The sequence below is a fragment of the Alteriqipengyuania abyssalis genome (genome assembly GCF_019857185.1).
Taxonomy (GTDB): Bacteria; Pseudomonadota; Alphaproteobacteria; order Sphingomonadales; family Sphingomonadaceae; genus Alteriqipengyuania; species Alteriqipengyuania abyssalis.
This window is the reverse complement of the sequence record NZ_JAHWXP010000003.1, coordinates 383,040-406,648: the sequence shown is the minus strand read 5'-3', so window position 1 is coordinate 406,648 and position 23,609 is coordinate 383,040. Positions and strand designations below refer to the sequence as shown.

Genomic DNA, 23,609 nt, shown 5'->3' with positions numbered 1-23,609 from the left:
CACAGTGAAAAAGGCGATCGGGGCGCTGGTCAGCCTGATCCTGCTGGCGCTGATCTGGTGGCAGGTCGATCTGACATCGATCCGCGCCGCGCTGGCGGCTTCGGATGGCTGGTGGCTTGCCGCGGGCCTCGCGACGATCGTGCCGCTGACCCTGGTCACCGCGATGCGTTTCGGCATGCTGACCCAGACGCCGATCGGCCTGTGGTCCGCCACCCGGCTGATCCTGGGCGCATCCTCGCTCAACCTCGTGCTGCCCTCCAAGCTTGGCGATCTGGCCAAGGCGGTGGCGCTGACGGGGCGTCACGGGTTCGACCCGAAGCTGGCGGTGGGCGTCGTGGTGATGGAGCGCTCGCTCGATATGGCGGCGCTGCTGTTCTGGGGCGTGCTTGCGCTGCTGTGGGTCGGCTGGGGCGACCTGTGGCTGATGCTCGCTGCTGCGGGCACGGGTGCGATGCTGATGCTGCTGGTGGTCCTGCTTTCGCCCTTGCGGTTCGCGAGCCGGTTCCTCGCGATCGCCGGGCGGATCGCGCCGGGTCGGATCGGGCGCTGGCTCTCGGGCTTTGGCGAGACCTGGCAGCAGGCGGTCGGCTGGTTCTGGAGCGACCGCAGGCGCGTGGCAAAGGTCGCCGGGGTCAGCCTGCTGATCTGGGGCGGACATCTCGCGCAGTTCTGGCTGTTCGCGCAAGGATTGGGCCGGGTGCCGTTCCTCGACAACATGGCCTTTGCCACGCTTGCGATCCTTGCTGGTCTGCTGCCGTTCACCATGGCGGGGGTGGGCACGCGCGATGCGGCGATTGTGCTGCTTTACGCGCCCTATCTCTCGTCAGGGGCCGCCGCCGTGCTCGGCGTGCTGGCCACCTTGCGCTATCTCGTGCCCGCGATCGCGGGCCTGCCCTTCATGGGCGACTATCTGGTCCAGGTCCGCAAGGAGCGCGCCGCATGACGATCCTTCCCGCACTCGACGACGAACGCGGCTGGCGCACCCTGCTGTTCGCCGCGACCGGCGTGACCGCGCTGATCTATCTCTACCTTGTCTTCTTCGTGCCCGGCACACTGACCTACGCGCCGCTCACGATCCAGGACGATGCCCGCCAGTTCCTCACCTGGATGGCGCGGCTGAACGACCCGGACGCGATGCGCGGCGATCTGCTGGCGGATTACTGGCAGTCGGTCGGGCCGTGGGCCTACCGGATGCTGTTCGCGGCGGCGAATATGCTCGGCCTCGAACCTCTGGTCTTCGCCCGCCTGCTGCCCGTGCCGCTGCTGTTCCTTTCCGTCTGGATGGCCTGGCGGATCGCGCTGCTGCTAACCCAGCGCCCGCTCGCGGCCTTTGCTGCCGCCGCGCTGCTGGCGGGCTTCGTGCTGCATGAGGATTCGATCTACTCGGCCACGCCGCGTGCATTCTCGGCGCCGCTGCTGCTGGTGTTCCTCGACGGGCTGCTGCGCAATCGCGGGTGGCAGATGATCCCGACGCTGTTCGTGCTCGGCCTGCTGTACCCGACCACCGCGCTGGTCGCCCTGACGATGATGGGCCTGTCGCGGGTCGGCTGGCGGCCGTTCCGGATAGATTTCGGCCTCAGGACATGGGTGCTGTGCGGCCTCGGTGCAGCGGCGGTCGGCGCGGCGGTGATCCCGCTCGCGGGCGCGACCGAGGGCTGGGGGCCGACCCTCACGATCAGCGATGCGCTGGGAATGGAGAACATGAACACCGGCCTCGCACGCAGCGCGGTGGTCGGCCTGTCGGGCAAGGTCGATCTGGTGTGCCAGGCGCGCACGGGCCTGCTGCCCGAAATCGTCCCCTGCTGGTCGACCCGCTGGGCCTGGCTGCCAAACCTGTTGCTGCTGGTGCCGATGCTGTGGCTCGCCTTCGCGGCACTGCGGCGCGGTTCCTTCCGCGTCGATGGCGCGCCGGGCAATTTCATCTATGCCTGGGTGCTGATCGCGGGGATCGCGTGGTGGGCGGTGGCGGTCGCCTTCGCCTTCTCGCTTCATCTGCCCAGCCGATATACCCAGCGCACGCTCTCGGTGCTCGAATTCATCGCGATCGGGCAGGTGGCCGGCATGTGGCTCGATGCGAGGCTGCGGGCAGGGGCGATCGACGCGCGCGTCTATGCGGGCGGCGGCCTGCTGGCTGTCTTCCTCGTCGCATCCTTCCTCTCGCCCACCCCGGGGCTGACCCGCCCCGCCGATCCCGGCGCGATCGCGCGGATCGATAGCCTGCCCGATTCAGCGGTGATCGGCGGGGTGAGCGAGGAGCTGGACTTCATCCCCGCGCTGACCGGCCATCGCACGCTCGCCAGCGCAGAGCATTCGATTCCCTATCACATGGGCTATTTCGGCCCGCTTCGCGGCCGGCTGGAGGATGCACTGGCGGCGGTCTCTTCATCCAACCCCGACGCGCTGCGTGACTACGTGGAGAAATACGGCGTCACCGTGATCGCGGTCGATCGTGCCTTCCTGACGCAGGGCACCTTGCCCGAGCGGTGGGATCTGGTCGTCCCCACGGCGTTCCGCGCGGCACAGGCGCGGCTTGCACGCCAACCTTCAGCCCTGCGTCGCGCCGCGCCCGGCTGCATCATTCACGACGGCGAACTGATCCTGCTGGACGCCGCCTGCCTCGTCCGCAGCCTGCAAGGCGGGAGCGGAGAGGCAGGCTGAGCGTCGCACGTCGCTAGTCGATCGCGACGATATTATCGTCCGAATTGCGGTCGATATACTTGTTGTACGGATCGATCCCCGCGAAGCTCGGCCGTGTGTCGGTGACGATCCGGATCGTCTGCGAACCGGAGTGGACGGGGTAGCGGCGCATCGCCAGCACGTCCTTGCGCTCGAACGCGCCAAGACCGGGCTTCTGCGCGAACACGCCCACTTCGATCTCGTCGCTCAGCAGCGCCTTGCGCTCCTGGCCCTGACCGTCGGCGTAGAACTTGTCCGCATCCACCGTGATCTCGGTCTCGAACTTGCCGTCCGCGCGCTTGGTCACCTTGGCCTCGTCCGCCTTCAGATCGTACAGCGTGATGCGCTGGAGCAGGTCGGTCACCAGATCGCGTTCCTGCTTGTTACGCGCCAGCGACAGGTAACCGCCGACCAGATCGTTCGCGTTGGCGTAGGGCGGCCCCTTGAACTTGTAGCGATCGAGCAGGCCGGAGAGCATCGTATTGACCCGATCCTCGCCCAGCCGGTCCTGCAGCAGGTAGGTGACCACCGCGCCCTTGCGGTAGTGGATGTAGCCCTGGTCCTCGACCCGTTCGAGCGGGAGTTCCTCGATCGCCTCGCTGCCGCGCGCGGCGAGGTAGTTGTCCAGTTCGTATTTCAGGAAGCGGCGGATGTTATCTTCGCCGTACAGGTGCTTCATCACCATCAGCGCGGAATACTGGGCCATCGTTTCGACCAGCATGGTGCCGCCCTGCTGATCGGAACTGATCAGCTGGTGCGCCCAGTACTGGTGGCCCAGTTCGTGCGCGGTGACATAGGTGACGTAGTCGATGCTCTCCGCATCGCCATTATCGGCGATGAAGCCCATGTCTTCGGAATAGGGGATCGTCCCGGCAAAGGCCTGCGCGAAGGAGGCGTAGCCCGGGAATTCGATGATCCGCGCATAGTCGAACTGGTAGGGGCCGAAATTGGCCTCGTAATAGTCGAGGCTGATCTCCATCGCGTCCAGCATCCGCTCCACGTTGAAGTCGTGGTTGGGGTGGTGGTAGATTTCCAGCGTGGTGCCGTTGTGCACCCGCCGGGTCACCTCGTAATCGGCCGACTGGATCGAGAAGAACGCCAGGATCGGCTGCTTGGACACGAAACGCGCCACGCGCCGGTCGCCGCGGACCTCGTCGGACACGCGATCGCCGGGGGCGACCGGGGTCTGGCCGGCGACGGTCGAGACCGTGATGTCCGAAGTGACCCACGGCGAATTGCCCACGTAATTGCGGTTGCGCGCGCTCTCGTCTTCCAGCTTGGCCTGCCGCAGTTCGGCGGGCAGGTCGTATTTGCGCCGGGTTGCCCGGTCGCTCAGCAGGCCGGAGCGGCTCATGCCGATCTGCGGCACGAACTCGCTGTTGCTCAGGAACGTGCCGTTGCGCACGAGCCGGGTGTCGTCGCCGCTGGCACGCATGCCTTGCTGCCAGCGCCGCGTGGCGAAGGTGAACGCACCTGTCGCACCCGGGGCCAGCGGCTGATCGAAGCGGTAGATGCGGTACTTGTTCTCTTCGTCATCCACGTCGAGAGTCGCGCCCTCGACTTCTATCGAGCGGATTTCCGCGTCGGAATCGGCGATCCGCAGATGCAGCTGCTCCAGCGGCCTGCCGGTGTTGTTGACGAAAGCGATCGTCCCGCGCGCCTCCATCCGGGTTTCCTCCGGATAGAGGTCGACGGCGAGCTTCATGTCGGTCGCGGTCGGCTGGGGCAGGTTTTCGTATTTGAGATATTTCTTCTCGTACGCCGCCAGCTGGGCCTCGACGTCGTCCTGCGTGCGGTACTCGTCGACCACGTTCATCTGGTAGAAGATCCATCCGCCCGACAGCGCGGCCACGGCCAGCGCACAGGCAAGGATGGCACCCGACGGCGAGGCGAGCCTGCGCGGCAATTGCCGCAGGCGGGGCAGCAGCGCGCCATCGGCTCCGCGCCGCCACAGCAAGTGGGCAAGCACCGCCAGCACCAGCGCGATCGCGCCCCAGTACAGCCGCAGCCACCAGCCGGTCGACCAGCCGACATTCGCGCCATTGATATCGGACACGCGCATCGTGCCAGTGCTGCCGTAGAGGTAGAGCGGATGCTCGAAGCCGAGGCTGGAGAGCACGATGGTGCCGATCAGGTAGATCACCATGATCCCCCAGCCGACGAACTTGTTCGGGCTGAGCGCCTGGATGAAGATCGACAGGATCGCGAGCAGCACCATGTCGACCGACATCGGCAGCACATACCAGGCGAGATATTTGCCGATCTCGAAATCGGTATAGCCGCGAAAGGCCTGGATCAGCATTGCCGCGACCACGGAGATCAGCAGGGTCGCGATCAGCACGAAGGCGACCGCAATCGTCTTGGGCACCATGTAAGACCACCCGGGGACCGAGGTGGAATCGATGATCTCGTTGAACTTGCGCTCCCGGTCGCGCCAGACCAGCTCGCCGCCGTAGTAGATCGCGATGATGATTGGGATCAGCGCGAAGGTGCCCATCAGCGGCTCGATCAGCGCGAAGGTGAGGGGGCGTGCGGGCGTGCCGTAAATCTCGTTGCCGAAGAACAGCCCGGCGAAGGCGTTGAACAGGCCGATCAGCAGCAGCACGAAGAAGGCGGGGCTGCGCAGCACCTGACCCATCTCGAACCGGGTGCGCGCGACCAGCCGGGCCCAGCCGGCACGCTCGGGCGTCGGCTGGGGCAGGGTGTCGACCAGCCGCGGCTCCTTCGCCGCCAGTTTCGCCAGCTTCCTGTCGGCCTTGCGCGCTCTGCGTGCCGAGATCGACTTGCTCGCGAAGCTGAACCGCCAGTAGGCGAGTGCCAGCATGAGGGCGGAAAAGCACAGCCAGATCGCCCGGTTGGCCAGCAGCACGCCGTCGACGGGCGGGATCAGCGTGTTCGATTCCGCAGCCGTCCAGTAACGGGTCGCATTGCCGAAGGCGGCCAGTCCGAAAGGCTCGATATAGCTCGCCAGGTCGCGGTATTCGGGCTGGCTCGACATCACCGAGTTGAGGACGATGTAGAGCACCAGAAACAGCACCACGGCGACATAGGTGTACATCATCGAGCGGGTGATGGTCGCCACTGCGAAGAACAGCGCGCTGACCATGAAGATGCTCGGCAGGGCGAACACGAAATAGGCGACGGCGTAGTAGGAGAAGCGGTTGGGCCCGATCGTTTCGGGGTCGAGCCACGGCATCAGCGAGCCGATCCAGATGCCCAGCGGCACCACCAGGAACGCGCATGCGGCGGCGACGAAAGCGCCGGTGAAGCGCCCGAACAGGTAGCTGAACTTGCTGACCTGAGTGGACCTGATGAGCGGACCGAACCCGCTTTCCTCGTCGCGTACGATCACGTTGGCGACGAAGGCGGTGGTCACGAACATGAAGAACAGCGTCAGGATCATGTGGGTCGTGACGATCGCGACGGGGCTGTTGGCGTTGACATTGCCACCCCCGCCGATGGTGATGTCGTCACTCGCCATCGCGCCATAGGTCAGCAGGAAGAAGATGACCGTGGCGACCCAGAAGACCGGGTTGCGCAGCTGGTAGCGCAGTTCGAACAGCGCGATTTTTGCAAACATGGTGCTGCTCCCGCTCAGGCGGCGATGTCGGCAGGCGCGCGGCGCGAGCTGGCGAGGGCGGAGAAGTAGACATCCTCAAGCCCGCCTTCGACCGCCTGGAAACCCGGCCCCGGCGCACCGTCGGACAGGACGTGGATGATCGTCTGTCCCGCGAACAGGCGGGTCGAGATCACCTCGTATTTCTCGCGCATCTCGTCGAGTTCGGAACGCTCGATGGTCTTGGCCCACACGGTGCCGCGTGCCTTGTCGATCAGTTCCTTCGGTGCGCCCTGCAGGCTGATCTTGCCGTCGATCAGCACCGCCATGCGCGGGCACAGGTCGGCGACATCCTCCACGATGTGGGTCGAGAGGATCACCACCACGTTCTCGCCGATCTCGGCCAGCAGGTTGAGGAAGCGGTTGCGCTCTTCGGGGTCGAGCCCGGCGGTCGGTTCGTCGACGATGATGAGGTTGGGGTTGCCGATCAGCGCCTGCGCAATGCCGAAACGCTGGCGCATCCCGCCGGAAAAGCCCGCAATCGCCTTCTTGCGAACGCCCCACAGGTTCACCTGATTGAGCAGCGTCTCGACCGTCGCCTTGCGATCCGAAGCGGAAGAAATGCCCTTCAGCACCGCCATGTGATCGAGCATGTCGTAGGCGGAAACGCGCGGATAGACGCCGAAATCCTGTGGCAGGTAGCCGAGCTGCTTGCGCAGTTCCTCGGGATTTTCGAGAATGTCGATCTCGCCGAAGCGGATGCTACCCGAACTGGGCGTCTGCAGCGTCGCAACCGTGCGCATCAGGGTCGACTTGCCCGCGCCGTTGGGGCCCAGCAGGCCGAACATCCCCTTCGGGATCGACAGCGTCACATCGTCGAGCGCGCGCACTCCATTGGGATAGGTGTGCGTGACGTTTTGCAGTTCGAGCATTGGTAAGCTGACTCCCCTCAATCTGGCCAAGGCCTAGCATGAGATGGGTCAGCGTGCCCTGACGCCAATCGAAGCGCTGATGTCGCTGGTCGATGAGGCGGCTGACCGCCCGCGGGATCAGGCGTTGCCCGCCTTCTTGGCCGCCACGGCAGCATCGAATGCGGCGGGGTTGTAGTAATAGGGCTTGATCTCGCACACCTTTCCGTCGCGGAAGCGGAACATCTCGCAGGTCTCTGCCGGGGCCAATCCTTCCTGCGCGAACTGGATTTCGAGGATCACCACCGCGTAGTCGCCGCCGGTGGTGGTCTCGATCCGCTTGATCCCGCTGGCATCGACCATGGTGAAGACCAGCGTGTAGAGCTCTTTCAGCCCGCCACGACCTGTGAAGCGGCCCTTCATCGGCAGGTGATCGGCCTCGCTGGCGAAGAAGTCTTCGGTCAGCATGGACTCCGCGCGTTCCCAGTCGCCCGCCCCGGTGGCGGCGTAAAGGTCGTCGATCAGCTTGAGCTTTTCATCGTGCGTCATCACTCTCTCCCGGTTTCTTATCGGGTAGCATTCTTTCGATCGGGCCGCGCGCGGGCACCTGCCGAAATGGTTAGCCTGTGCCGCTCAAGCGTGGCTGCTAGGCCGGTGGACATGGGAGACGTCGCAAGTCCGGTCAGGCAAATCGCGTATTTTTGCGAGGATGTCCGCGCAGCGGCGATGGATCACCATCGGCTGTTCGGATCCGGCCCGTTCTTCGTGCTCGACCGGATTACGCTTGCCCATGCGACCTATCGCGGGGCCGACAGCGATCTGGTCCACAGCTCGGCCTATGGCCAGTGGGGGCCGGTGATGGTCGAGTTCGTCCAGCAGGATAGCGCTGGCGCGTCTCCGTTCCGCGAGATGTTTGCCAAGGGCGAGACCGGGCTGCACCACATCGCGCTGTTCGAGGACGATCTGGAAGGCGCGGTCGCGCGATTTGCCGGCCGGGGCCAGGCGGAGGCGTTTCGCGGGACGATGGAGGACGGCTTCCAGTTCGTTTTCATCGACACCGTCGCCAGCCTTGGGCACATGGTCGAACTTTACCGGCCTGTGTCCGCGCTGGTCGGTTTTTACGACATGGTTGCGGACGCGGCGGCCGGGTGGGACGGCAGCGAGCCCGTTCGTGTTCTGGAAGGGTGATGAATGAGTGCCACGTGGTTTGAGGCTGTTGCGATCGACGCATTTCCCGAAGACGGGAAGCTCGCAACGAAGCTGGGTGAATGGAACGTCCTGATCGTGCGCGAGGATGGTGCGTTCACCGCGTTCAACGATTGCTGCACGCACCAGGCCTCCGCTCTTTCGACGGGGCGTGTCCGTCGCGGCACGATCATGTGTCCGCTCCACGGCGCGCGGTTCGAGGCGCGCACCGGCAAATGCATCGGCGGGGCCTATCCTGCCCTGCGCATGTTCGAAACGCGCGAGAGCGAGGGCATGCTGGAGGTCGCCGTACCGGATCAGCCACCCGCGATTGGCGAGCGGCCAAAGCTAGGCTGAGGCCTGCTACCCCCTCCAATATTGCACAGCTGGCCCGCGGCCTCGCAGCCTGTAGGGTCTGCCGGACAATAATGGAGAGGACATTTCATGAGCTATACCGGCCCGGTCGAGGACCGGCTCGCTATTCGCGAGCTGATCGAAGCCTATGCGGACGCGGTGACGCGGCGCGATGCGGATGATTGGGGGGCTTGCTGGTCGCAAGACGCCCGGTGGGAAATGCCCGATTACCCCGAATTTCCGCCGCAGGAAGGCCGCGACAATATCGTTGCCCTGTGGAAATCGGCGATGGAGCAATATCCGGGCATCATGTTCCAGGCCTGGCCCGGCGCGATCGAGATCGACGGCAACCATGCGAAGGTCCGCAGCTGGACCGCAGAAGTCTACGACCAGGGCGACAACACCGTCCGCGATCGCGGAGCCTATGACGACGAATGCGTGAAGGTAAACGGACGCTGGGTGTTCTCGCGCCGCAGCTTCCGCAATATTCACAAGCAAATCCAGCCGAAGGGGTGCTGAGGCGATGAGCACCCGTCGCCACTGGCGTCTCGATGCGCGGCCCGAAGGGCACGATTACGAAGCAGCACTGTCTCTGCAGGAAGAAACCCTGCCCGAACTGGCCGAAGGGCAGGTGCGGGTTGCCGCGCAATACCTCTCCATGGATGCGGGCGTGCGCGTGTGGATGAGCGCGCGCGAGGATGGCTATTCACCGCCGATCCCGCTCGGCGCCACGATGCAGGGTCAGTTTATCGGCCGCGTCGAAGCCTCGCGCAGCGATGCCTTCGCAGAGGGCGATCTGGTTCGCGGCTTCGGCGACTGGGCGACCCACAGCACGGTCGACCCGGCGCTGGCCGGCCTGACGAAGCTGGACGCGGATATCGACGATGTCCGCCAGCATTTCGGCGTGCTCGGCCTCAATGGCATGACCGCGCTGTGCGGGCTGACCGATGTGATCGGCGGTCTAGAGGAAGGGCAGACCGTGCTCGTCTCCGCAGCCGCCGGGGCGACCGGCGGGGCCGCCTGCCAGATCGCGCGCAACATGGGCTGCAAGGTCTACGGCATCGCAGGGTCGCCCGAGAAGTGCGAGTGGCTGACCGGCACGCTCGGGCTCGACGGTGCGATCGACTACAAGCGCCAGAATGTCGCCGAAGAGATCGCAAAGATCGATGGCGGGATCGACGTCTATTTTGAAAATGTCGGCGGCCCGATCCTCGACGCGGCGCTGCCCAACATGGTGCTGGGCGGCAGGATCGGCATTTGCGGGCTGCTTTCGGGCTATACCAGCGAAAGCGGCGAGGCTGGCCCGGTGCGGTTCGACCAGATCCTGATGAAGCGCCTGACCGTGAAGGGTATCTTCCTGCCCGACTACCTCGCCCAAGGCTACGACTATTACCCGCAGCTGCGCAAGTGGTACGACGAGGGCAAGCTGGTCGGCGATATCGACGAGACGCGCGGCATCGAAAACACGCTGCAGGCGTTCCGGCGCATGCTGACCGGCGACAAGTCGGGCAAGGTCATCGTCGCGATCGACTGATCCTGTGCGAACAGGAAAAAGGGGGCGCAGCCGATACCGGCGCGCCCCCTTTTTTGTGCGTCATGAGCTAGCTTACTGCGCGGTCATCCCGCCATCGACCACCAGTTCGGTCCCGGTGACATAGCGACCTTCGTCGCAGCTCAGGAACAGCACCGCATTGGCGATATCGACCGGATCGCCCATCCGGCCCATCGGGATCGAATCGACCACTTGGTCGAAGAATTCCGCATTATCGGACCGCGCGACGTTCTGCATGTTGGTGTCGATCATTCCTGGGTGGATCGAGTTGACCCGGATGTTGTCGCGCGCGCATTCGATCGCGATGGTCTTGCCGAACATCCGCACCCCGGCCTTGGCCGCAGCATAGGCGGAACAGGCGGGCACGCCGACGAGCCCGGCGACCGACGACAGGTTGACGATCGATCCGCCTTTCCCGGCCTTGCGCATGATCTCCACCGCCCGCCGCGTGCCGAAGAACACGCTGTCCAGATTGACGGTCAGCTGCTTGTTCCAGTCCGCGCTGGTAAGGTTCTCGATCGGGCGCAGTACGGCGATCCCGGCATTGTTGACGAGGATGTCGAGCGAACCCCATTCCTGAGCGATCCGGTCGAGCACGCTGTCCCAGTCGGCCTCTTCGGCGACGTCCTGCTTCAGCGCCATCGCAGTGCCGCCCGCATCGCGGATGGCCTTGGCGACCGCTTCCGCGCCGTCGAGATCGATGTCTGTCACGCAGACTTTCGCACCCTCTTCGGCGAGGCGCTGCGCGGTTGCGCTGCCAAGGCCGGGGACCGATGCGCCGCCGGTGATGAGTGCGATCTTGCCATCGAGGCGTTTGGTCATGGTTTCCTCCTAGCGGAATAAAAAAAGAGGCCGGGCGCGATGCCCGGCCTCGCTGGGATGGGTCTGGGTTAGAAGTCGAAGCCGAGAGATGCGCCGAAGATGCGCGGTTCGCGGGCCGACGAGAAAGAGAACAGCCCGGCCACCGTGAACGCGGCGTTCGGTCCGCGATCGTCGAGCAGGTTACGCACGAAGACCGAGGCATAGGCGCGTGCGCCACCGATTTCGAAATTCGCCCGAATGCTGGCGTCGAGCAGGGTCTGCGCATCGGAGCGAACCCGCGGGTCGTTTCCGTTCACGATCACCGGCCCGTTGGCCAGGTCGCCGCTGAGCGGCCCGAGCGAAATCTGCTGATCGTAGGGATCGATGTACCGGAAGGTGACGTTGCCGACCATGCTGCCGAAACTGGTTGGCTGGTCGTAGGTCGCGCCGATCGATCCGGTGATCTTCGGGTTGTAGATCAGGTTGTTGTTCGAATAGTCGAACGGGATGATGTTGCCGTTCACCGGCGAGACGTTGCCCACGATGAACCCGTCGACCTCGTTGTTGAGATAGCCCAGGGCACCATTGATGGTCAGCTCGCTGGTCAGACGCGACGTGAAGTCTGCTTCCAGACCCCAGATGGTTGCCGAGGCGACGTTGTCGGTGATCGTCTGGTTGCCTGTCGGACCGCCGGGGATGGTCGTGTTCGCCTGCAGGTCATTATACTTCGAATAGAACCCGGCAAAGTTGAACTGGGTGCGTCCGAAGCTCAGCTTGGTGCCCAGTTCGAAGCTGTCGACGACCTCGGGCTCGTAGGGGCGGCTGGCGGTCGCGGCCGTCGCTGCACGCGGGGAGAACCCGCCCGAGCGGAAGCCTTGCGAATAGCTGGCATAGACCATCAGATCTTCGTTGGGCCGCCAGTCGACACCCAGCTTGGGGGTGAACTTCTTGAACGTGGCTTCGCCCTGGCCGACGAGCCCGGTCTGGGCGAACCCGTTGCTGAGTTCCTTGGTGTCGGTCGTGTACCGACCGCCGAACGACACGCGGACCGTATCCGACAGGCTCAGGTTGAAGTCGCCGAACAAGGCGAAGCTTTCCACCGAACCGACGACCGATTGCGGATTATTGTCCGTGGTGCTCGCATCGACCCCCGGCTGGAACCCGAAGACCGAGGTGTACTGGATCAGGTCGTAGTTCGAGTTGAAATAGTACCCACCGATCACGAAATCGAAATTATCGGTGAAGTTGCCTGCGGCGCGCAGCTCCTGGCTGAACTGGTCGTAGTTCTGAAGGCGGCGGACCTTGTACAGATCCACGCTGGAACCGTCGAAATCCTGGCCCTGGTTTTCGTGTGATTCGCGATAGCTGGTGATCGAGGTGAGCGCGAGGCTCCCCAGATCGAGGTTCATCTCAAGCGTGCCTGCTGGTGCCTTGTAGCTCGATTTGAACGGCTCGGTGAACACCGTGTACAGGTCGCTCGTCGTATTACGATTGCATTCGATCGCAGGCATGAAGCCGCAGAAGACTTCCCCAGTCTGCGTAATCGGCGCGTTGACCACGTCGAAGGACTGTTCCTGCTGCTCGAGCGTCAGCAGCCCTTCGAAGGGACCACCATCACCGACCTTGATCGACAGGCCGTAGTTTTCGTTGTTGCTCCCGCCGCGACGATCGCCGGTGAAGTAATCCGTGTAATAACCATCGGATTCGGTGTGGAAGTAGAAGAACTTGCCCGACACCGTGTCGCCAAGCATCGGCGTGTTGATGACCGCGCGGGTGGCGAAGGTGCCATATTCGCCATAGGTCGCCTCGGCCTTGACGCCGAACTGGCCGGTCGGACGGGTGCGGCGGATATTGATGACGCCACCGATCGTGTTGCGGCCGAACAGCGTGCCCTGCGGACCGCGCAGCACTTCGACCTGTTCGATATCGAAGAAGTCGAGGAACTGGCCGGTGCTGGTGCCGATGAATACGCCATCGATCACGACACCCACGGTCGGCTCGGCGGATTTCTCGACGTCGGCATAGGTAAGGCCGCGGATCGACAGGTTGGCCGCAGCCGCGCCGCTGTTCTGGTTGGTGATCAGCAGGTTGGGCGACAGGCCCTGAATATCGCCGATGGTCGTCGTACCGCGATTGTCCAGCGTCTGGGTGTTGATCGCGGTGATCGCCACCGGCGTATCCTGCAGCGCTTCGTCGCGGCGGCGCGCGGTGACGATGATCTCGCCATCCATGTCGCTGTCATCGGCCTGGTTGCCGACATAGCCATCGGGCGAATCGTCCTGCGGCGTCTGCGCCTGTGCCTGCGCGGGCATCGCCCACATCAAGGCGGAGGTGCCCAGCGCGGTTGCCAGGACCGTACGATAGGTCGAAACAGTCATCCTCTAATCCCCTCGTGAGTTCGCCATTCACCGATGGCTTCAACCTCAGTGTTTTCCCTAACCTGCCGCCTTACTTGAACTGACAATTGGTAGAGGTGTCGGTCACAGGTCTATTTGTGAGGAATGGGAGCGGGAGATACTATGACCGATAACAAGCGTTTTCTTCTTCGCCGCCGCCCCGAGGGCGCGCCCGTGGAAACCGATTTCGAACTGGTAAGCGACGCGATTCCTGCCCCGCCGGCGGGTGGTTTCGTGCTCCACAACCATTTCGCCTCGCTCGACCCCGCACAGCGCGGGTGGATGGACGACGCGCCCAGCTACATGCCGCCGATCGCGCTGGACGATCCCGTCCGGGCGACGACCGTGGGTCAGGTGCACGCGAGCGATCATCCCGATTATGCGCCCGGCGACTGGGTGATGGGATTGAACGCGATCGAGGAATATTCTGTCGTGGTGCCCGACGGTTTTACTGCCAAGGTCGATGTCTCGGCAGTCGACAGCCCCTCCCGGTTCCTTTCTGCTTTCGGCGCGGTCGGGTTGACCGCTTATTTCGGGCTGCTCGAAGTCGCGAAGCCCCAGCCGGGCGAGACCGTGCTCGTCTCCGGCGCGGCTGGCGCGGTCGGATCGGTGGTCGGGCAGATTGCCAAGATCCACGGCTGCCGCACGGTCGGCATCGCTGGCGGACCTGACAAATGCGCAAGGCTGGTCGAGCGCTATGGCTACGACGCGGCGGTCGATTATCGCGGCAAGTCCGCGGAGCAGCTGGCCGACGCGATCCGCGAGGTCACGCCCGATGGAGCGAATATCGTGTTCGAGAATGTCGGCGGAACCGTGTTCGATGCCGAACTGATGAACCTCGCCAAGCATGCCCGGATCGTGCTGTGCGGTCTGATCAGCGAGTATAACAGCGAGACCAAGCACGGTGCGCGCAACCTGTGGCAGGTGCTCGCGCAGGAGGCGACGCTGCACGGATACCTGATCTCTGCCTATGTCGATCGCTTTGCCGAGGGCGGGGCGCAGATGGCGAAGTGGATCGCCAGCGGCGAGGTAGTGATGGACGAAGACATCCAGCACGGCATCGACAATGCCTATCCCGCATTCATGCGGCTGTTTTCAGGCGCCAACACGGGCAAGCTGATCCTCGCACTCGACTGAGGATCGGCTCGCCCGGCGGTGCGCGCAATCAGAACTGGTTGCGCTTGGTGATCCCGCTGTCGACCACGATGTTCGCGCCGGTCATGGTCGAGCATACCGGTGAGGCGACGAAGGCGATCGCCTTGGCCAGTTCGGTGCCGTCGGTCATCCTGCCCAGCGGCATCTGACCCATGATCTGGTCGAAGAAGTCGGGCATGCCTTCCTTGATCTGGGGCCACGGGCCGTCCTCGGTCCACACCGGGCCCGGGGTGATGCAATTGACCCGGATGTTCTTGGGCGCGAGCGCCTGCGACTGGGCGGAGGAATAGGCCATCACTGCCGCTTTCAGCGCGTTGTAGGGCTGCACGCCCATGAATTCCTCGACCGCGCCGGTCGAACTGATGCACAGCACGCTGCCCGCTCCGGATTTTTCCAGATGCGGCAGAGCCGCCTCGATCCCGCGCCGCATCGGCAGCACGTCGGTTGCGAGGATGGTCTGCCATGCCTCGTCGGTGTCCTCACCCGGATTGGCGGAGGTGAAGCTGACGAAGATGTCGCACCCGCCCAGCGCGTCGGCTGCGTTGGCGACGAAAGCGGGCACCGCGCTCGCATCGGTCACGTCGAGTGCTTCGGAATAGACCTTCGCGCCCTTGCCTTCACATTCCTTGGCGGTGGCGGAAACCTTGTCCGCGCTGCGTCCGCAGATCGCGACGTCGCAGCCTTCTTCGGCGAGCACATGCGCGACTTGCCGCCCGATGCCGCCATTCGCACCGACCAGAATCGCCTTCTTGCCCTTGAGTTGCAGGTCCATTGTCGTCTCCCGGAAAATTGCCTGAGATTATCTCCAGCCCACCGTGTTCGAGCGGGCCGGTGCACACCACTGCGTTTTGTGACAGGCCCGGCGCTTCCGGGGCTCTGATACGCTCGAGCCGATAACTAAAGCAGGAGAGCGGATATGAAACGGCTGGAAGGCAAGCGGGCGATCATTCTGGGGGCGAGCAGCCCCGATAACATTGGCCAGGTGATGGCACGCAGGTTCATCGATGAAGGCGCGCAGGTAATGGTCTCGGGCCGCAAGGTCGATGTGCTGGAAGACTTCGCGAAGGAAACCGGCGCTGTATGGCACGCGTGCGACATCACCCAGGAAAGCAGCCTTGCCGAGCTCGCCGATGCGGCGATGGAGCAGATGGGAGGGATCGACATTGCGGTCAATTCCACCGGCTGGGGTCTGCTGGAGCCGTTCCTCGACACGACCCGCGAAACGCTCGACCAGATGACGGCGCTGCAATTCATCGGGCCCTACCAGTTCTTCCAGGCGATGCTGCGCAAGATGGCCCGCAGTCATGGCGGGCAGGGTGGCTCGATCATCCAGATCAGTTCCGTGACGGCGGTCATCATGCTCGAAAACCACGCCGCCTACATGGGGACCAAGGCGGGGACCGATCATGTCGTGCGGTGTGTCGCAAACGAATTCGGCAGCGAAGGCGTGCGTGCCAATTCGATCTCTCCCGGTCTCACCGACACACCGATGAACGCGGAGGCCGCCAAGGTGCCCGGCCTGTTCGAAAGCTTTCGCAAGGGCTATCCGCTGGGCCGGTGGGGAACCTCGGAAGACGTTGCCGAAGCGGCGGTTTTCCTCGCCAGCGATGCCTGTTTCATGACCGGCGAAAACCTGCAGGTGAACGGCGGGCTGTGCCTGCGCCGCAATCCGACGCAGGAAGAAATGCAGGCCTCGATCGAGGCGGCCTCCGCGGGCTGAGACGCGCCGCCCGCAGGCTCGTCTAGGCGTCGGCGAGCTTGCGGGCGATATCCTTGCGCAGCTGATCCTTGCGCACCTTGCCGCTCGCCGTGCGCGGGAAGTCGGTCACGAACTCGAACCGCTCGGGGATCTTCTGTTTGGCGAGGCCCGAATTGATCACGTGATCGACCAGATCGCCGATTGCGGGCGGTTCGTCCCCGGCGATGCAATAGGCGCACACCCCTTCGCCAAGGCGATCGTGCGGCATCGCCACCACGCTCACTTCCTGCAGGCCGGGGTGGGCGCGCAGCACATCCTCGATCTCGACCGCGCTGATGTTCTCGCCGCCGCGGATGATCAGATCCTTCTTGCGCCCGGTCACGGTGAGCGCGCCGTCGGCGGTCAGCCGGCCCAGATCGCCGGTGCGGAAAAAGCCGCGCTCGTCGATTGCGGCGCGGGTCTGCTCCTCGTCCGAATAGCCGAGCATCATGGCAGGGCCATGGGCGAGGATCTCACCCTCTTCGCCCGGCGGCAGATCGCGGCCCTCGTCGTCGACGATGCGGACCTGATAATCGACGACCTCGCCATCCGTGGTCGCGGCGAGTTCGGGATTGTCGGGCCAGCCATAGGTCACCAGCGGCACTTCCGAGGCGCCGAACACGCGAAACGCGACGAGATTGTCGAACGCTTTGCGTGCGCTCGGGATCAGTTCGGGCGGCACCGCCGCGCCGCCGCAGGCGAACCAGCGCAGCGAAGGAAGGCGGGTGCCCGCCTTGCGCGCGGTATCGGCGAGTTCGACCAGGAAGGGCGTTGCCGCAACCGTGCCGCTGACCCGATGCCGGTCGATCAGCGCGACCGCCTCGGCCGCATCCCAGCGCTCCATCAGAATGGTTCGCGTGCCCCGCACCAGCGGCATTTCCAGCCCGTTGGCGAAGCCCGAAATATGCGTGACGGGGGAGGGCATGATCAGCGTGTCGCCCTCGCTCACCCCCCAGTGCGCTGCGCTATGATCGAGCACGTGATCGAGCGTGGTGTGCGAATGGAGCACGCCCTTGGGCCGGCCCGTGGTGCCCGAGGTGTAGAGTACCATCTTGGCCCCCTTCGGGTCGACCTCGACCTCTTTGAGGTCGAGCTGTGTACCTTGCTGTACCAGCGAGGCGTAGTCTTCGCCGAGGGTATCGTCCCCGCGCACGACGAAGATATCCTCCAGCTGGGGCAGCTCCTGCTGCACGCGCGCGGCCATTGCGGCGAAGTCGTAATTGCGGAACTCGGCGCAGGTGAACAGCGCGCGGGCTCCGGAATCCGCCAGCATCAGGCGGACCTCGGCATCACGGTAGATCGGCACGATCGGCACGATCACCAGCCCTGCCAGCGCCGCGGCGAGATCGATCACCGCAGCCTCGTGCCAGTTGGGTAGCTGAAAGGCGATGACGTCGCCCGCCCCGTATCCGCGCTTTTGCAAAGCCGCCGCGAGCGCCTGTGCTTCGTCCAGCCACTCGCACCGGGTCAGGTCGCGCCGCTCGTCGCTGATCGCGATGAAGTCCGGCTCAGCCTTGGTCAGACTGCGTGCATGGTCGGCAATGGTCATGCTGCGCCACTCGCTGCCTTCGTGGTGCGATGGCGGGATGGAAAGCCAGTTCCAGGCCCTGCTCGGATTGGCCATGAAGCCCTCTCTCTTTCGATCTTATGCTTTGGGCGCAAATCTAGCACCAACGCGCGCCCCGGCACCTGTTACCTCTCCCAGCTTGCCCGTGCGCGCGCGGGGCGGCACTCTGGCACGCAAAGTCATAGAAGACCGGAGAGAGCCATGGGCAAGATCGATCGCATCGCGAAGGTAGGCGATGTCGCCGAAATCATGCTCGACTATGTCGAGAACAAGAAGACCCACCAGACCTCCGAGGTGATGCGGGTCCCGGCGGCGGCCTATGTAGATCCCGATCAGTACCAGCGCGAGATCGACCTGATCTTCAAGAAGGTCCCGCTGATGCTGGCCTTCACTGCGGAAATGCCCGAGCCGGGCGACTACAAGGCGATGGATGCGGTCGGCATGCCGGTGCTGATCGCGCGCGACAAGAAGGGCACCGTGCGCGCGTTCCTGAACGTGTGCGCCCACCGCGGTGCGCCCGTTGCAGAGGCCGGGCGCGGCAATTGTTCGCGCTTCACCTGCAAGTATCATGCGTGGACCTACGGCCAGGACGGCAAACTGCTGGGCGTGGCGGAAAAGTCGCTGTTCGGCGATGTCGACAAGCAGGACCGCTCGCTGCGCGAACTGCCGTGCGAAGAGCGGGCAGGGATGATCTTCGTCAGCCTCGATCCCGAGGCGACGATCGATCTCGACGAGTATTTTCAGGGTTACCTGCACGACTTCGCCGATCTCGACCTTGGCAGCTGGGCCTATATGGGCAGCCGCGAGATCGAAGGCGCGAACTGGAAGATCGCCTTCGACGGGTATCTGGAAGGCTATCACTTCGGGTCTTTGCACCCCGAGACCATTTTCCCGCGCACGCCATCCAACCGCATGCATTACGAGGCATTCGGCCCGAACCTGCGGATCGGCTTCCCCCACCACGCGATTGCAGAGAAGCTGCGTGAGCATCCGCGCGACAAGTGGGGCGAACAGGAAAACAACGGGTTCGACTTCGTGCGCATCCTGTTTCCCAATGTCTCCGCCTTCATCGCGCCCGAGATCACCCAGATCGCGCAGCTGTTCCCCGGGCCGACGCCCGACAAGAACCGCACCGTGCTCAACTATCTGCGCCGCGAGCCGATCAAGGACGATGCGGATCGCGAGGCGGTGGAAGGGGCGATGAACTTCTTCCGCAACGTAACCTACGAGGAAGACTATCTGATCGGGATGGAAATCCAGAAGGGCCTGGCGAGCGGCGCGCACGAAGACCTGGTCTTTGGCAAGAACGAGCGCGGCAACCAGTACTTCCACGAGTGGGTCAACTGGTATCTCGCCAATGATCCGGACGCGCCCAAGCCCGAACTTTAGGGGCACGGACCGGGCGGTCGGGCGCTGCTCGCGTCCGCATTATCCGGCGCTAGCTGGATAAACGGTTAGTGGCCCCGCCCGCCCAAACGGCGCATCAAAGCGAAAACGGGGCAAACCCCGACAAGCCGGACCGCTACGAGTCAGGACACGAAGAGGACGCTATGAACATCGAGAAGGGCATCTCGCGCTATTCCGAAGGCTTCGACCAGGAGGTGCGCGGCGACACGATCACCGCGGATCGGTACACCTCAAAGGAGTGGCTGGAGAAGGAATTCGCCAACCTGTGGCCCAAGGTCTGGCACCTGGGCGCGGTGACCGCCGAACTGGAGGAAGAAGGCGACATCGTGCGCCACAACTTCGCCAATGAATCGGTGATCATGGTCAAGCAGGCGGATGGTTCGATCCGCGCCTTCTACAATGCCTGCCCGCACCGCGGGAACCGGCTGGTACTGGGCGATGTCGCTGCGGTCGATCGGATCGTGTGTTCCTATCACGGCTGGCAGTTCGATCCGGCGGGTACGCTGGTCGAAGTGCAGGATGCGGACGATTTTCCCGGCGGCAATCCGTGTGGCAAGGTCCACCTGACCGAACTGCGCTGCGAGACGTGGGGCCCGTTCGTGTTCTGGTGCATGGACGACGACGTGCCGCCGCTGCTCGAATGGCTGTCCCCCTATCCTGAGCGGCTGGAGGGTTATGGCCTCGAAAACTGGGTCCGGGTGCTCAACATCTCCGCCGACGCGGAGTTCAACTGGAAGATCATCCGCGACAATTTCAACGAGAGCTATCACCTGCCCACGATCCATCCCGAACTGGCGACCTTCATCAATGACGGCCTGCCCGACACCGTGTTCGAGATGTACGATAGCGGTCACAATGCGATGTGGATGAAGGGGCATCAGGCGACCACCCGCCAGCACTTCGAAGCGGTGCCGACCCCGCTGGACGAGATTGCCAGGCAGTGGGATGTCGATCCGGACGAATACGAGGGCCGGCCGGCGGAGATCCGCGAGGCGATCATCGAGGCCAAGCGGCGGCTCGGGCCGGGGCGTGGCTTCACCAATTACCACCAGATGTCGGACCAGCAGCTGGTCGACTATTTCCACTGCACGATGTTCCCCAACCTGACGCTGACCATGTCGCCCGAGCAGTGCCAGATCCTGCGCACCGAACCGCATCCGACAGACCCGGCCAAGTGCGTGTTCCAGCACTGGTGCCTCTATCCGCCGGTCGAAGGGATGGAAACCGTGGTGACCCCGGTCGGCGAGCTGCCGCTGCGCCATGATGCCGAGGCGCGTCATTCGGTCTATGGCGATGGCCAGTCGCTGGGCTTCGTCGCCGATCAGGATCTCTCGATCGGGACCACGCAGCAGCAGGGCCTCAATTCGCGCGGGTTCAAGGGCTGCATCCTGACCCACCAGGAAAAGCGCATCCAGCGCTTCCATGAACTGCTCAACGATATCGTCCTGGGCGGGCCGACCGAGCCGCAACAGCATTTCGGCGGCATGGACAAGGCGAAATGAGCGGGACCGGGATCGAGGACCGTCTCGCCCTGCAGGATATGCTGGTCGGCTATTGCCGCGCGATCGACCGCCGGGCGAGCGCGGACGATGCGGCTGCCTACTACGTCGAGGATGGCGTGCTCGACAACTCGGCGGTTGGCGCGCCGGTTGCCGAAGGTCGCGCGGCGGTACGCGCGATGATCGACGGCATGTTCACGAGCATGGCATCCTTGGAGCACTACCTCTCCAACGTCCTCGTCGAGACCGGCGATGCGGAGACCGCGCAGCTGAGCGCCTATGTTGTTGCGCATGGCCAGCCGAACGGGGGCGATGCCTTCTCGATGCGCGGAGCCTATGTGGTGGATGCGAGCAAGGTTGACGGAGCCTGGCGGATCGCACGACTGACCTTCACCCCTTTCGGCTGAGGGACCGGGCCGCTCGCGCGGCCCGGTAGCCGATCAGGTGAAGACGTAGCCGCCGTCGATGTTCAGTTCCTCGCAGGTCATGAAGCTCGCTGCGTCGGAGCACAGGAAGACGACCCCGCCGGCCAGTTCGTCGGGTCGGCCCATCCGCCCGATCGGGTGGCGTGTGGCAACGTTGGCCAGCGCGGTGTCGACGTCGGGGGCAGCGCCCAGCTCGACATAGCGGGCCGCGATCGAGCGCATCATGCCGGTATCGATCCCGCCGGGATGCACGCTGTTGACGCGGATGTTGTATCCCAGCGCGGCGAACTCCGCGCCGGTGCACTTGCTGAGCATCGCGACCGCGGCCTTGCTGGTGCAATAGGCCGCGTTGAATGGCGCGCCGCGCTGCCCGCCGACGCTGGAGAAGTTGACCACCGCTGCGCCGCTCTCGCGCCGCTTCCCGCCTGCCTTGAGCATCTCCATCAAGGCCTGCGTGCCAATCACGATACTGTCGAGATTGACCGAATTGATCCGGTGAAACTCGCTCAGCGGCGTCTCCTCGAACGAGGCGACGGTCGAGATGCCGGCATTGTTCACCAGCGCATCGAGGTGGCCGAACTCCGTCTTCACGAAAGCCGCGATCTGCTGCCAGTCGTCCGGCTTGGAGACATCGTGGCGGAAGTAGTGGTCTGCGCCGCTTTCGTCGGTCTCGGCCAGATCGCTGGCGATCACGGTGGCGCCTGCCGCCTTCATTGCCTTGACGACTTCGCGGCCGATGCCGCCGTTCGCGCCGGTCACCAGCGCGAGGATTCCTTCGAGTGCGATTGTCATTGTGCGGTCCATCCCCCGTCGATCACCATTTCCGATCCGGTCATGTAGCTGGCGTCCGGCCCCGCCAGAAACGCGATGCCCGCCGCAATCTCGCGCGGCTGGGCGAGCCTGCCCATCGGGGTCGCGGCATTCATCGCGTCGACCAGATCCTGCGGCTTTTCGGCCACGCCCTTGTCGACCCAGCGCTGGAAACCTGCCTTGAGCAGCGGCGTCTCGACGAAGCCGGGATGCACCGAATTGGCGCGGATCGGCATGCCCTTGGTCGCGAACTCGATCGCGATGCCCTTGGTGAACAGCCGCACCGCGCCCTTGCTGGCGTTGTAGGCGGAGACTTCGGCATAGCCGACCAGCCCCATGATCGAGCTGACGTTGACGATGCTTGCCCCGCCTTCGACCTCGCTGCCGCTTTCGGCCATCAGCGGGACGAAGCGCTTGGTGCCCATGAACACGCCGTCGACATTGATCGCCATGATCCGCCGCCAGTCTTCCAGCTCGAGCGTCTCGACCGTGCCGGTCAGGTCGATCCCGGCATTGTTGACCAGGATGTGGCACGCACCGTGCGCCTGCTGCACATGGTCGAGCGCGCGCGCCCAGTCGCCTTCATCGGTCACGTTGGCCTGCACGTAGCCGACCCTGTCGGCCAGATCGCCAAGCAGGTCGTGCGCGTCGCTTTCGGAATCGAGATCGCTGACGATCACGGTTGCGCCTTCATCAAGCATCCGCGCGGCAGCCGCATGGCCGATTCCGCGCAGGCCCCCGGTGACGAAAGCAACGCGGCCCGCGAGCCTGCCCGCGCTCACAGCCCCATCATCCCGGCGGTGCTGGCACCGTCGATGGTCAGGTCTGCGCCGGAAATAAACGCTGCCTCGTCCGATCCGAGGAACGACACCAGGGCCGCGATTTCCTCGACCTCGCCCATGCGCTTGAGCGGGGACATGCCGGCGTAACCGGCACGCATTGCGTCGGGGTTTTCGTTGCTGGCGATCAGGTTGGAAATCAGCGCAGTCTCCACCACGCCGGGCAGGATCGCATTGACGCGGATCTTGTAGCCCTGGTTGCCGCAATGGATCGCGGCAGACTTCGCCAGCGCCACCACCGCCGCCTTGGTCACCGAATAGGCGACGAAATTGCCCATCGCGCGGTTCGCGTTCATCGAGGAATTGATGATGATCGAGCCGGTCGGCCCATCGGGATTGTCGCGCATCGCGCGGATCGCGTGCTGCACGGTCAGCATCACGCCTGTCTGGTTGACCGCGAGGATGCCGTTCCACCCGTCGAGTGAAATATCCTCAACACTGCCGTCGCCGCGTTCCATGCCGGCATTGGCAAAGGCGATGTCCAGCCGGCCAAGCGCGTCGCGAATCTGCGCGATCACATCGGCCCAGCCGTCCACGTCGGACACCTCGTGGCGGATGAATGTTGCGCCGGTCTGCCCTGCGATCTCTCTGCCGGCGTCTTCGTTGCGGCCGGTGAAAAATACCTGCGCCCCATCGTTGCGAAGGCGCGCAACCGTGCCTGCGCCGATGCCGCTCGTCCCGCCGGTAACCAGCGCGACCTTGCCTGCCAGCCGTTCAGTCAAATCCTACTCTCCCATTTTC

General features: G+C 64.3%; 21 protein-coding genes. 11 read left to right on the top strand and 10 right to left on the bottom strand.

What is annotated here, in order from left to right; genetic code table 11:
* The first annotated feature begins 4 nt into the window (after positions 1 to 4).
* Together KYN89_RS11780 and KYN89_RS11775 are read left to right on the top strand one after the other, a co-directional pair.
* The gene (locus tag KYN89_RS11780; RefSeq protein ID WP_222825236.1) at positions 5 to 943 is read left to right on the top strand and encodes a lysylphosphatidylglycerol synthase transmembrane domain-containing protein; all 939 of its coding nucleotides are present in this window, start codon (positions 5 to 7) and stop codon (positions 941 to 943) included.
* Positions 940 to 2,658, top strand: a complete 1,719-nt coding sequence (locus KYN89_RS11775; protein ID WP_222825235.1) for a hypothetical protein — start codon at positions 940 to 942, stop codon at positions 2,656 to 2,658. The genes KYN89_RS11780 and KYN89_RS11775 overlap by 4 nt, the downstream gene beginning before the upstream one ends.
* 13 nt (positions 2,659 to 2,671) lie before the next feature.
* On the opposite strand, the gene KYN89_RS11770 is transcribed toward KYN89_RS11775, so the two are convergent.
* From KYN89_RS11770 to KYN89_RS11760, 3 genes are all read right to left on the bottom strand, one after another.
* Positions 2,672 to 6,256: an ABC transporter permease/M1 family aminopeptidase gene (locus KYN89_RS11770; protein ID WP_222825234.1), complete on the bottom strand. Its 3,585-nt coding sequence runs from the start codon at positions 6,254 to 6,256 to the stop codon at positions 2,672 to 2,674.
* A 14-nt stretch (positions 6,257 to 6,270) separates the two neighbouring features.
* Positions 6,271 to 7,164 (bottom strand): ABC transporter ATP-binding protein, encoded by an 894-nt coding sequence (locus tag KYN89_RS11765; protein ID WP_010235060.1) that lies wholly within the window; start codon positions 7,162 to 7,164, stop codon positions 6,271 to 6,273.
* Between the two features lie 117 nt (positions 7,165 to 7,281).
* Positions 7,282 to 7,689, bottom strand: coding sequence for a nuclear transport factor 2 family protein (locus tag KYN89_RS11760; protein ID WP_054526999.1), 408 nt, complete (start codon positions 7,687 to 7,689; stop codon positions 7,282 to 7,284).
* Positions 7,690 to 7,800: 111 nt separating this feature from the next.
* Between KYN89_RS11760 and KYN89_RS11755 the strand changes: the two genes are divergently transcribed.
* From KYN89_RS11755 to KYN89_RS11740, 4 genes are all read left to right on the top strand, one after another.
* Positions 7,801 to 8,328, top strand: a complete 528-nt coding sequence (locus KYN89_RS11755) for a VOC family protein (RefSeq protein ID WP_222825233.1) — start codon at positions 7,801 to 7,803, stop codon at positions 8,326 to 8,328.
* 3 nt (positions 8,329 to 8,331) lie between these two features.
* Positions 8,332 to 8,682 carry a Rieske (2Fe-2S) protein gene (locus KYN89_RS11750; protein WP_054525107.1) on the top strand — a complete coding sequence of 117 codons (351 nt, stop codon included), beginning with the start codon at positions 8,332 to 8,334 and terminating at the stop codon, positions 8,680 to 8,682.
* 87 nt (positions 8,683 to 8,769) lie between these two features.
* The gene (locus tag KYN89_RS11745) at positions 8,770 to 9,198 is read left to right on the top strand and encodes a nuclear transport factor 2 family protein (RefSeq protein WP_222825232.1); all 429 of its coding nucleotides are present in this window, start codon (positions 8,770 to 8,772) and stop codon (positions 9,196 to 9,198) included.
* Between the two features lie 4 nt (positions 9,199 to 9,202).
* Positions 9,203 to 10,213 (top strand): NADP-dependent oxidoreductase, encoded by a 1,011-nt coding sequence (locus KYN89_RS11740; RefSeq protein WP_222825231.1) that lies wholly within the window; start codon positions 9,203 to 9,205, stop codon positions 10,211 to 10,213.
* A gap of 72 nt (positions 10,214 to 10,285) precedes the next feature.
* Here KYN89_RS11740 and KYN89_RS11735 read toward each other — a convergent pair whose 3' ends face one another.
* Entirely contained in the window at positions 10,286 to 11,053 is a 768-nt protein-coding gene (locus tag KYN89_RS11735) for an SDR family NAD(P)-dependent oxidoreductase (protein WP_222825230.1), read from the bottom strand.
* Between the two features lie 68 nt (positions 11,054 to 11,121).
* Positions 11,122 to 13,410 carry a TonB-dependent receptor gene (locus KYN89_RS11730; protein WP_222825229.1) on the bottom strand — a complete coding sequence of 763 codons (2,289 nt, stop codon included), beginning with the start codon at positions 13,408 to 13,410 and terminating at the stop codon, positions 11,122 to 11,124.
* 141 nt (positions 13,411 to 13,551) lie between these two features.
* On the opposite strand from KYN89_RS11730, the gene KYN89_RS11725 reads away from it, so the two are divergent.
* Positions 13,552 to 14,565: an NADP-dependent oxidoreductase gene (locus tag KYN89_RS11725; protein ID WP_222825228.1), complete on the top strand. Its 1,014-nt coding sequence runs from the start codon at positions 13,552 to 13,554 to the stop codon at positions 14,563 to 14,565.
* Positions 14,566 to 14,593: 28 nt separating this feature from the next.
* On the opposite strand, the gene KYN89_RS11720 is transcribed toward KYN89_RS11725, so the two are convergent.
* Positions 14,594 to 15,355, bottom strand: a complete 762-nt coding sequence (locus tag KYN89_RS11720; protein ID WP_222825227.1) for an SDR family NAD(P)-dependent oxidoreductase — start codon at positions 15,353 to 15,355, stop codon at positions 14,594 to 14,596.
* 144 nt (positions 15,356 to 15,499) lie between these two features.
* Here KYN89_RS11720 and KYN89_RS11715 point away from each other — a divergent pair, with 144 nt between their 5' ends.
* Entirely contained in the window at positions 15,500 to 16,303 is an 804-nt protein-coding gene (locus KYN89_RS11715) for an SDR family NAD(P)-dependent oxidoreductase (protein WP_222825226.1), read from the top strand.
* A gap of 22 nt (positions 16,304 to 16,325) precedes the next feature.
* Here KYN89_RS11715 and KYN89_RS11710 read toward each other — a convergent pair whose 3' ends face one another.
* Positions 16,326 to 17,945, bottom strand: coding sequence for an AMP-binding protein (locus tag KYN89_RS11710; protein WP_222825225.1), 1,620 nt, complete (start codon positions 17,943 to 17,945; stop codon positions 16,326 to 16,328).
* Between the two features lie 144 nt (positions 17,946 to 18,089).
* Between KYN89_RS11710 and KYN89_RS11705 the strand changes: the two genes are divergently transcribed.
* The 3 genes from KYN89_RS11705 to KYN89_RS11695 all read left to right on the top strand — a co-directional run bounded on the left by KYN89_RS11705 (position 18,090) and on the right by KYN89_RS11695 (position 21,201).
* The gene (locus tag KYN89_RS11705) at positions 18,090 to 19,277 is read left to right on the top strand and encodes an aromatic ring-hydroxylating oxygenase subunit alpha (RefSeq protein ID WP_222825224.1); all 1,188 of its coding nucleotides are present in this window, start codon (positions 18,090 to 18,092) and stop codon (positions 19,275 to 19,277) included.
* Positions 19,278 to 19,438: 161 nt separating this feature from the next.
* A complete protein-coding gene (locus tag KYN89_RS11700) occupies positions 19,439 to 20,797 on the top strand; it encodes an aromatic ring-hydroxylating oxygenase subunit alpha (RefSeq protein WP_010235087.1) in 1,359 nt (452 codons plus the stop codon).
* Complete coding sequence (locus tag KYN89_RS11695) at positions 20,794 to 21,201, top strand: nuclear transport factor 2 family protein (protein WP_222825223.1); 408 nt, start codon at positions 20,794 to 20,796, stop codon at positions 21,199 to 21,201. The genes KYN89_RS11700 and KYN89_RS11695 overlap by 4 nt, the downstream gene beginning before the upstream one ends.
* 33 nt (positions 21,202 to 21,234) lie before the next feature.
* Here the strand turns inward: KYN89_RS11695 and KYN89_RS11690 are convergent, their stop codons facing one another.
* From KYN89_RS11690 to KYN89_RS11680, 3 genes are read right to left on the bottom strand one after another with little or no spacing between them, the layout of a single operon-like run.
* Positions 21,235 to 22,011 carry an SDR family NAD(P)-dependent oxidoreductase gene (locus KYN89_RS11690; protein WP_222825222.1) on the bottom strand — a complete coding sequence of 259 codons (777 nt, stop codon included), beginning with the start codon at positions 22,009 to 22,011 and terminating at the stop codon, positions 21,235 to 21,237.
* On the bottom strand, positions 22,008 to 22,811 hold the full coding sequence (locus tag KYN89_RS11685) for an SDR family oxidoreductase (RefSeq protein ID WP_222825221.1): 804 nt from the start codon (positions 22,809 to 22,811) through the stop codon (positions 22,008 to 22,010). The genes KYN89_RS11690 and KYN89_RS11685 overlap by 4 nt, the downstream gene beginning before the upstream one ends.
* Positions 22,808 to 23,590, bottom strand: coding sequence for an SDR family NAD(P)-dependent oxidoreductase (locus KYN89_RS11680; RefSeq protein ID WP_222825220.1), 783 nt, complete (start codon positions 23,588 to 23,590; stop codon positions 22,808 to 22,810). The genes KYN89_RS11685 and KYN89_RS11680 overlap by 4 nt, the downstream gene beginning before the upstream one ends.
* Between the last annotated feature and the right edge of the window lie 19 nt (positions 23,591 to 23,609).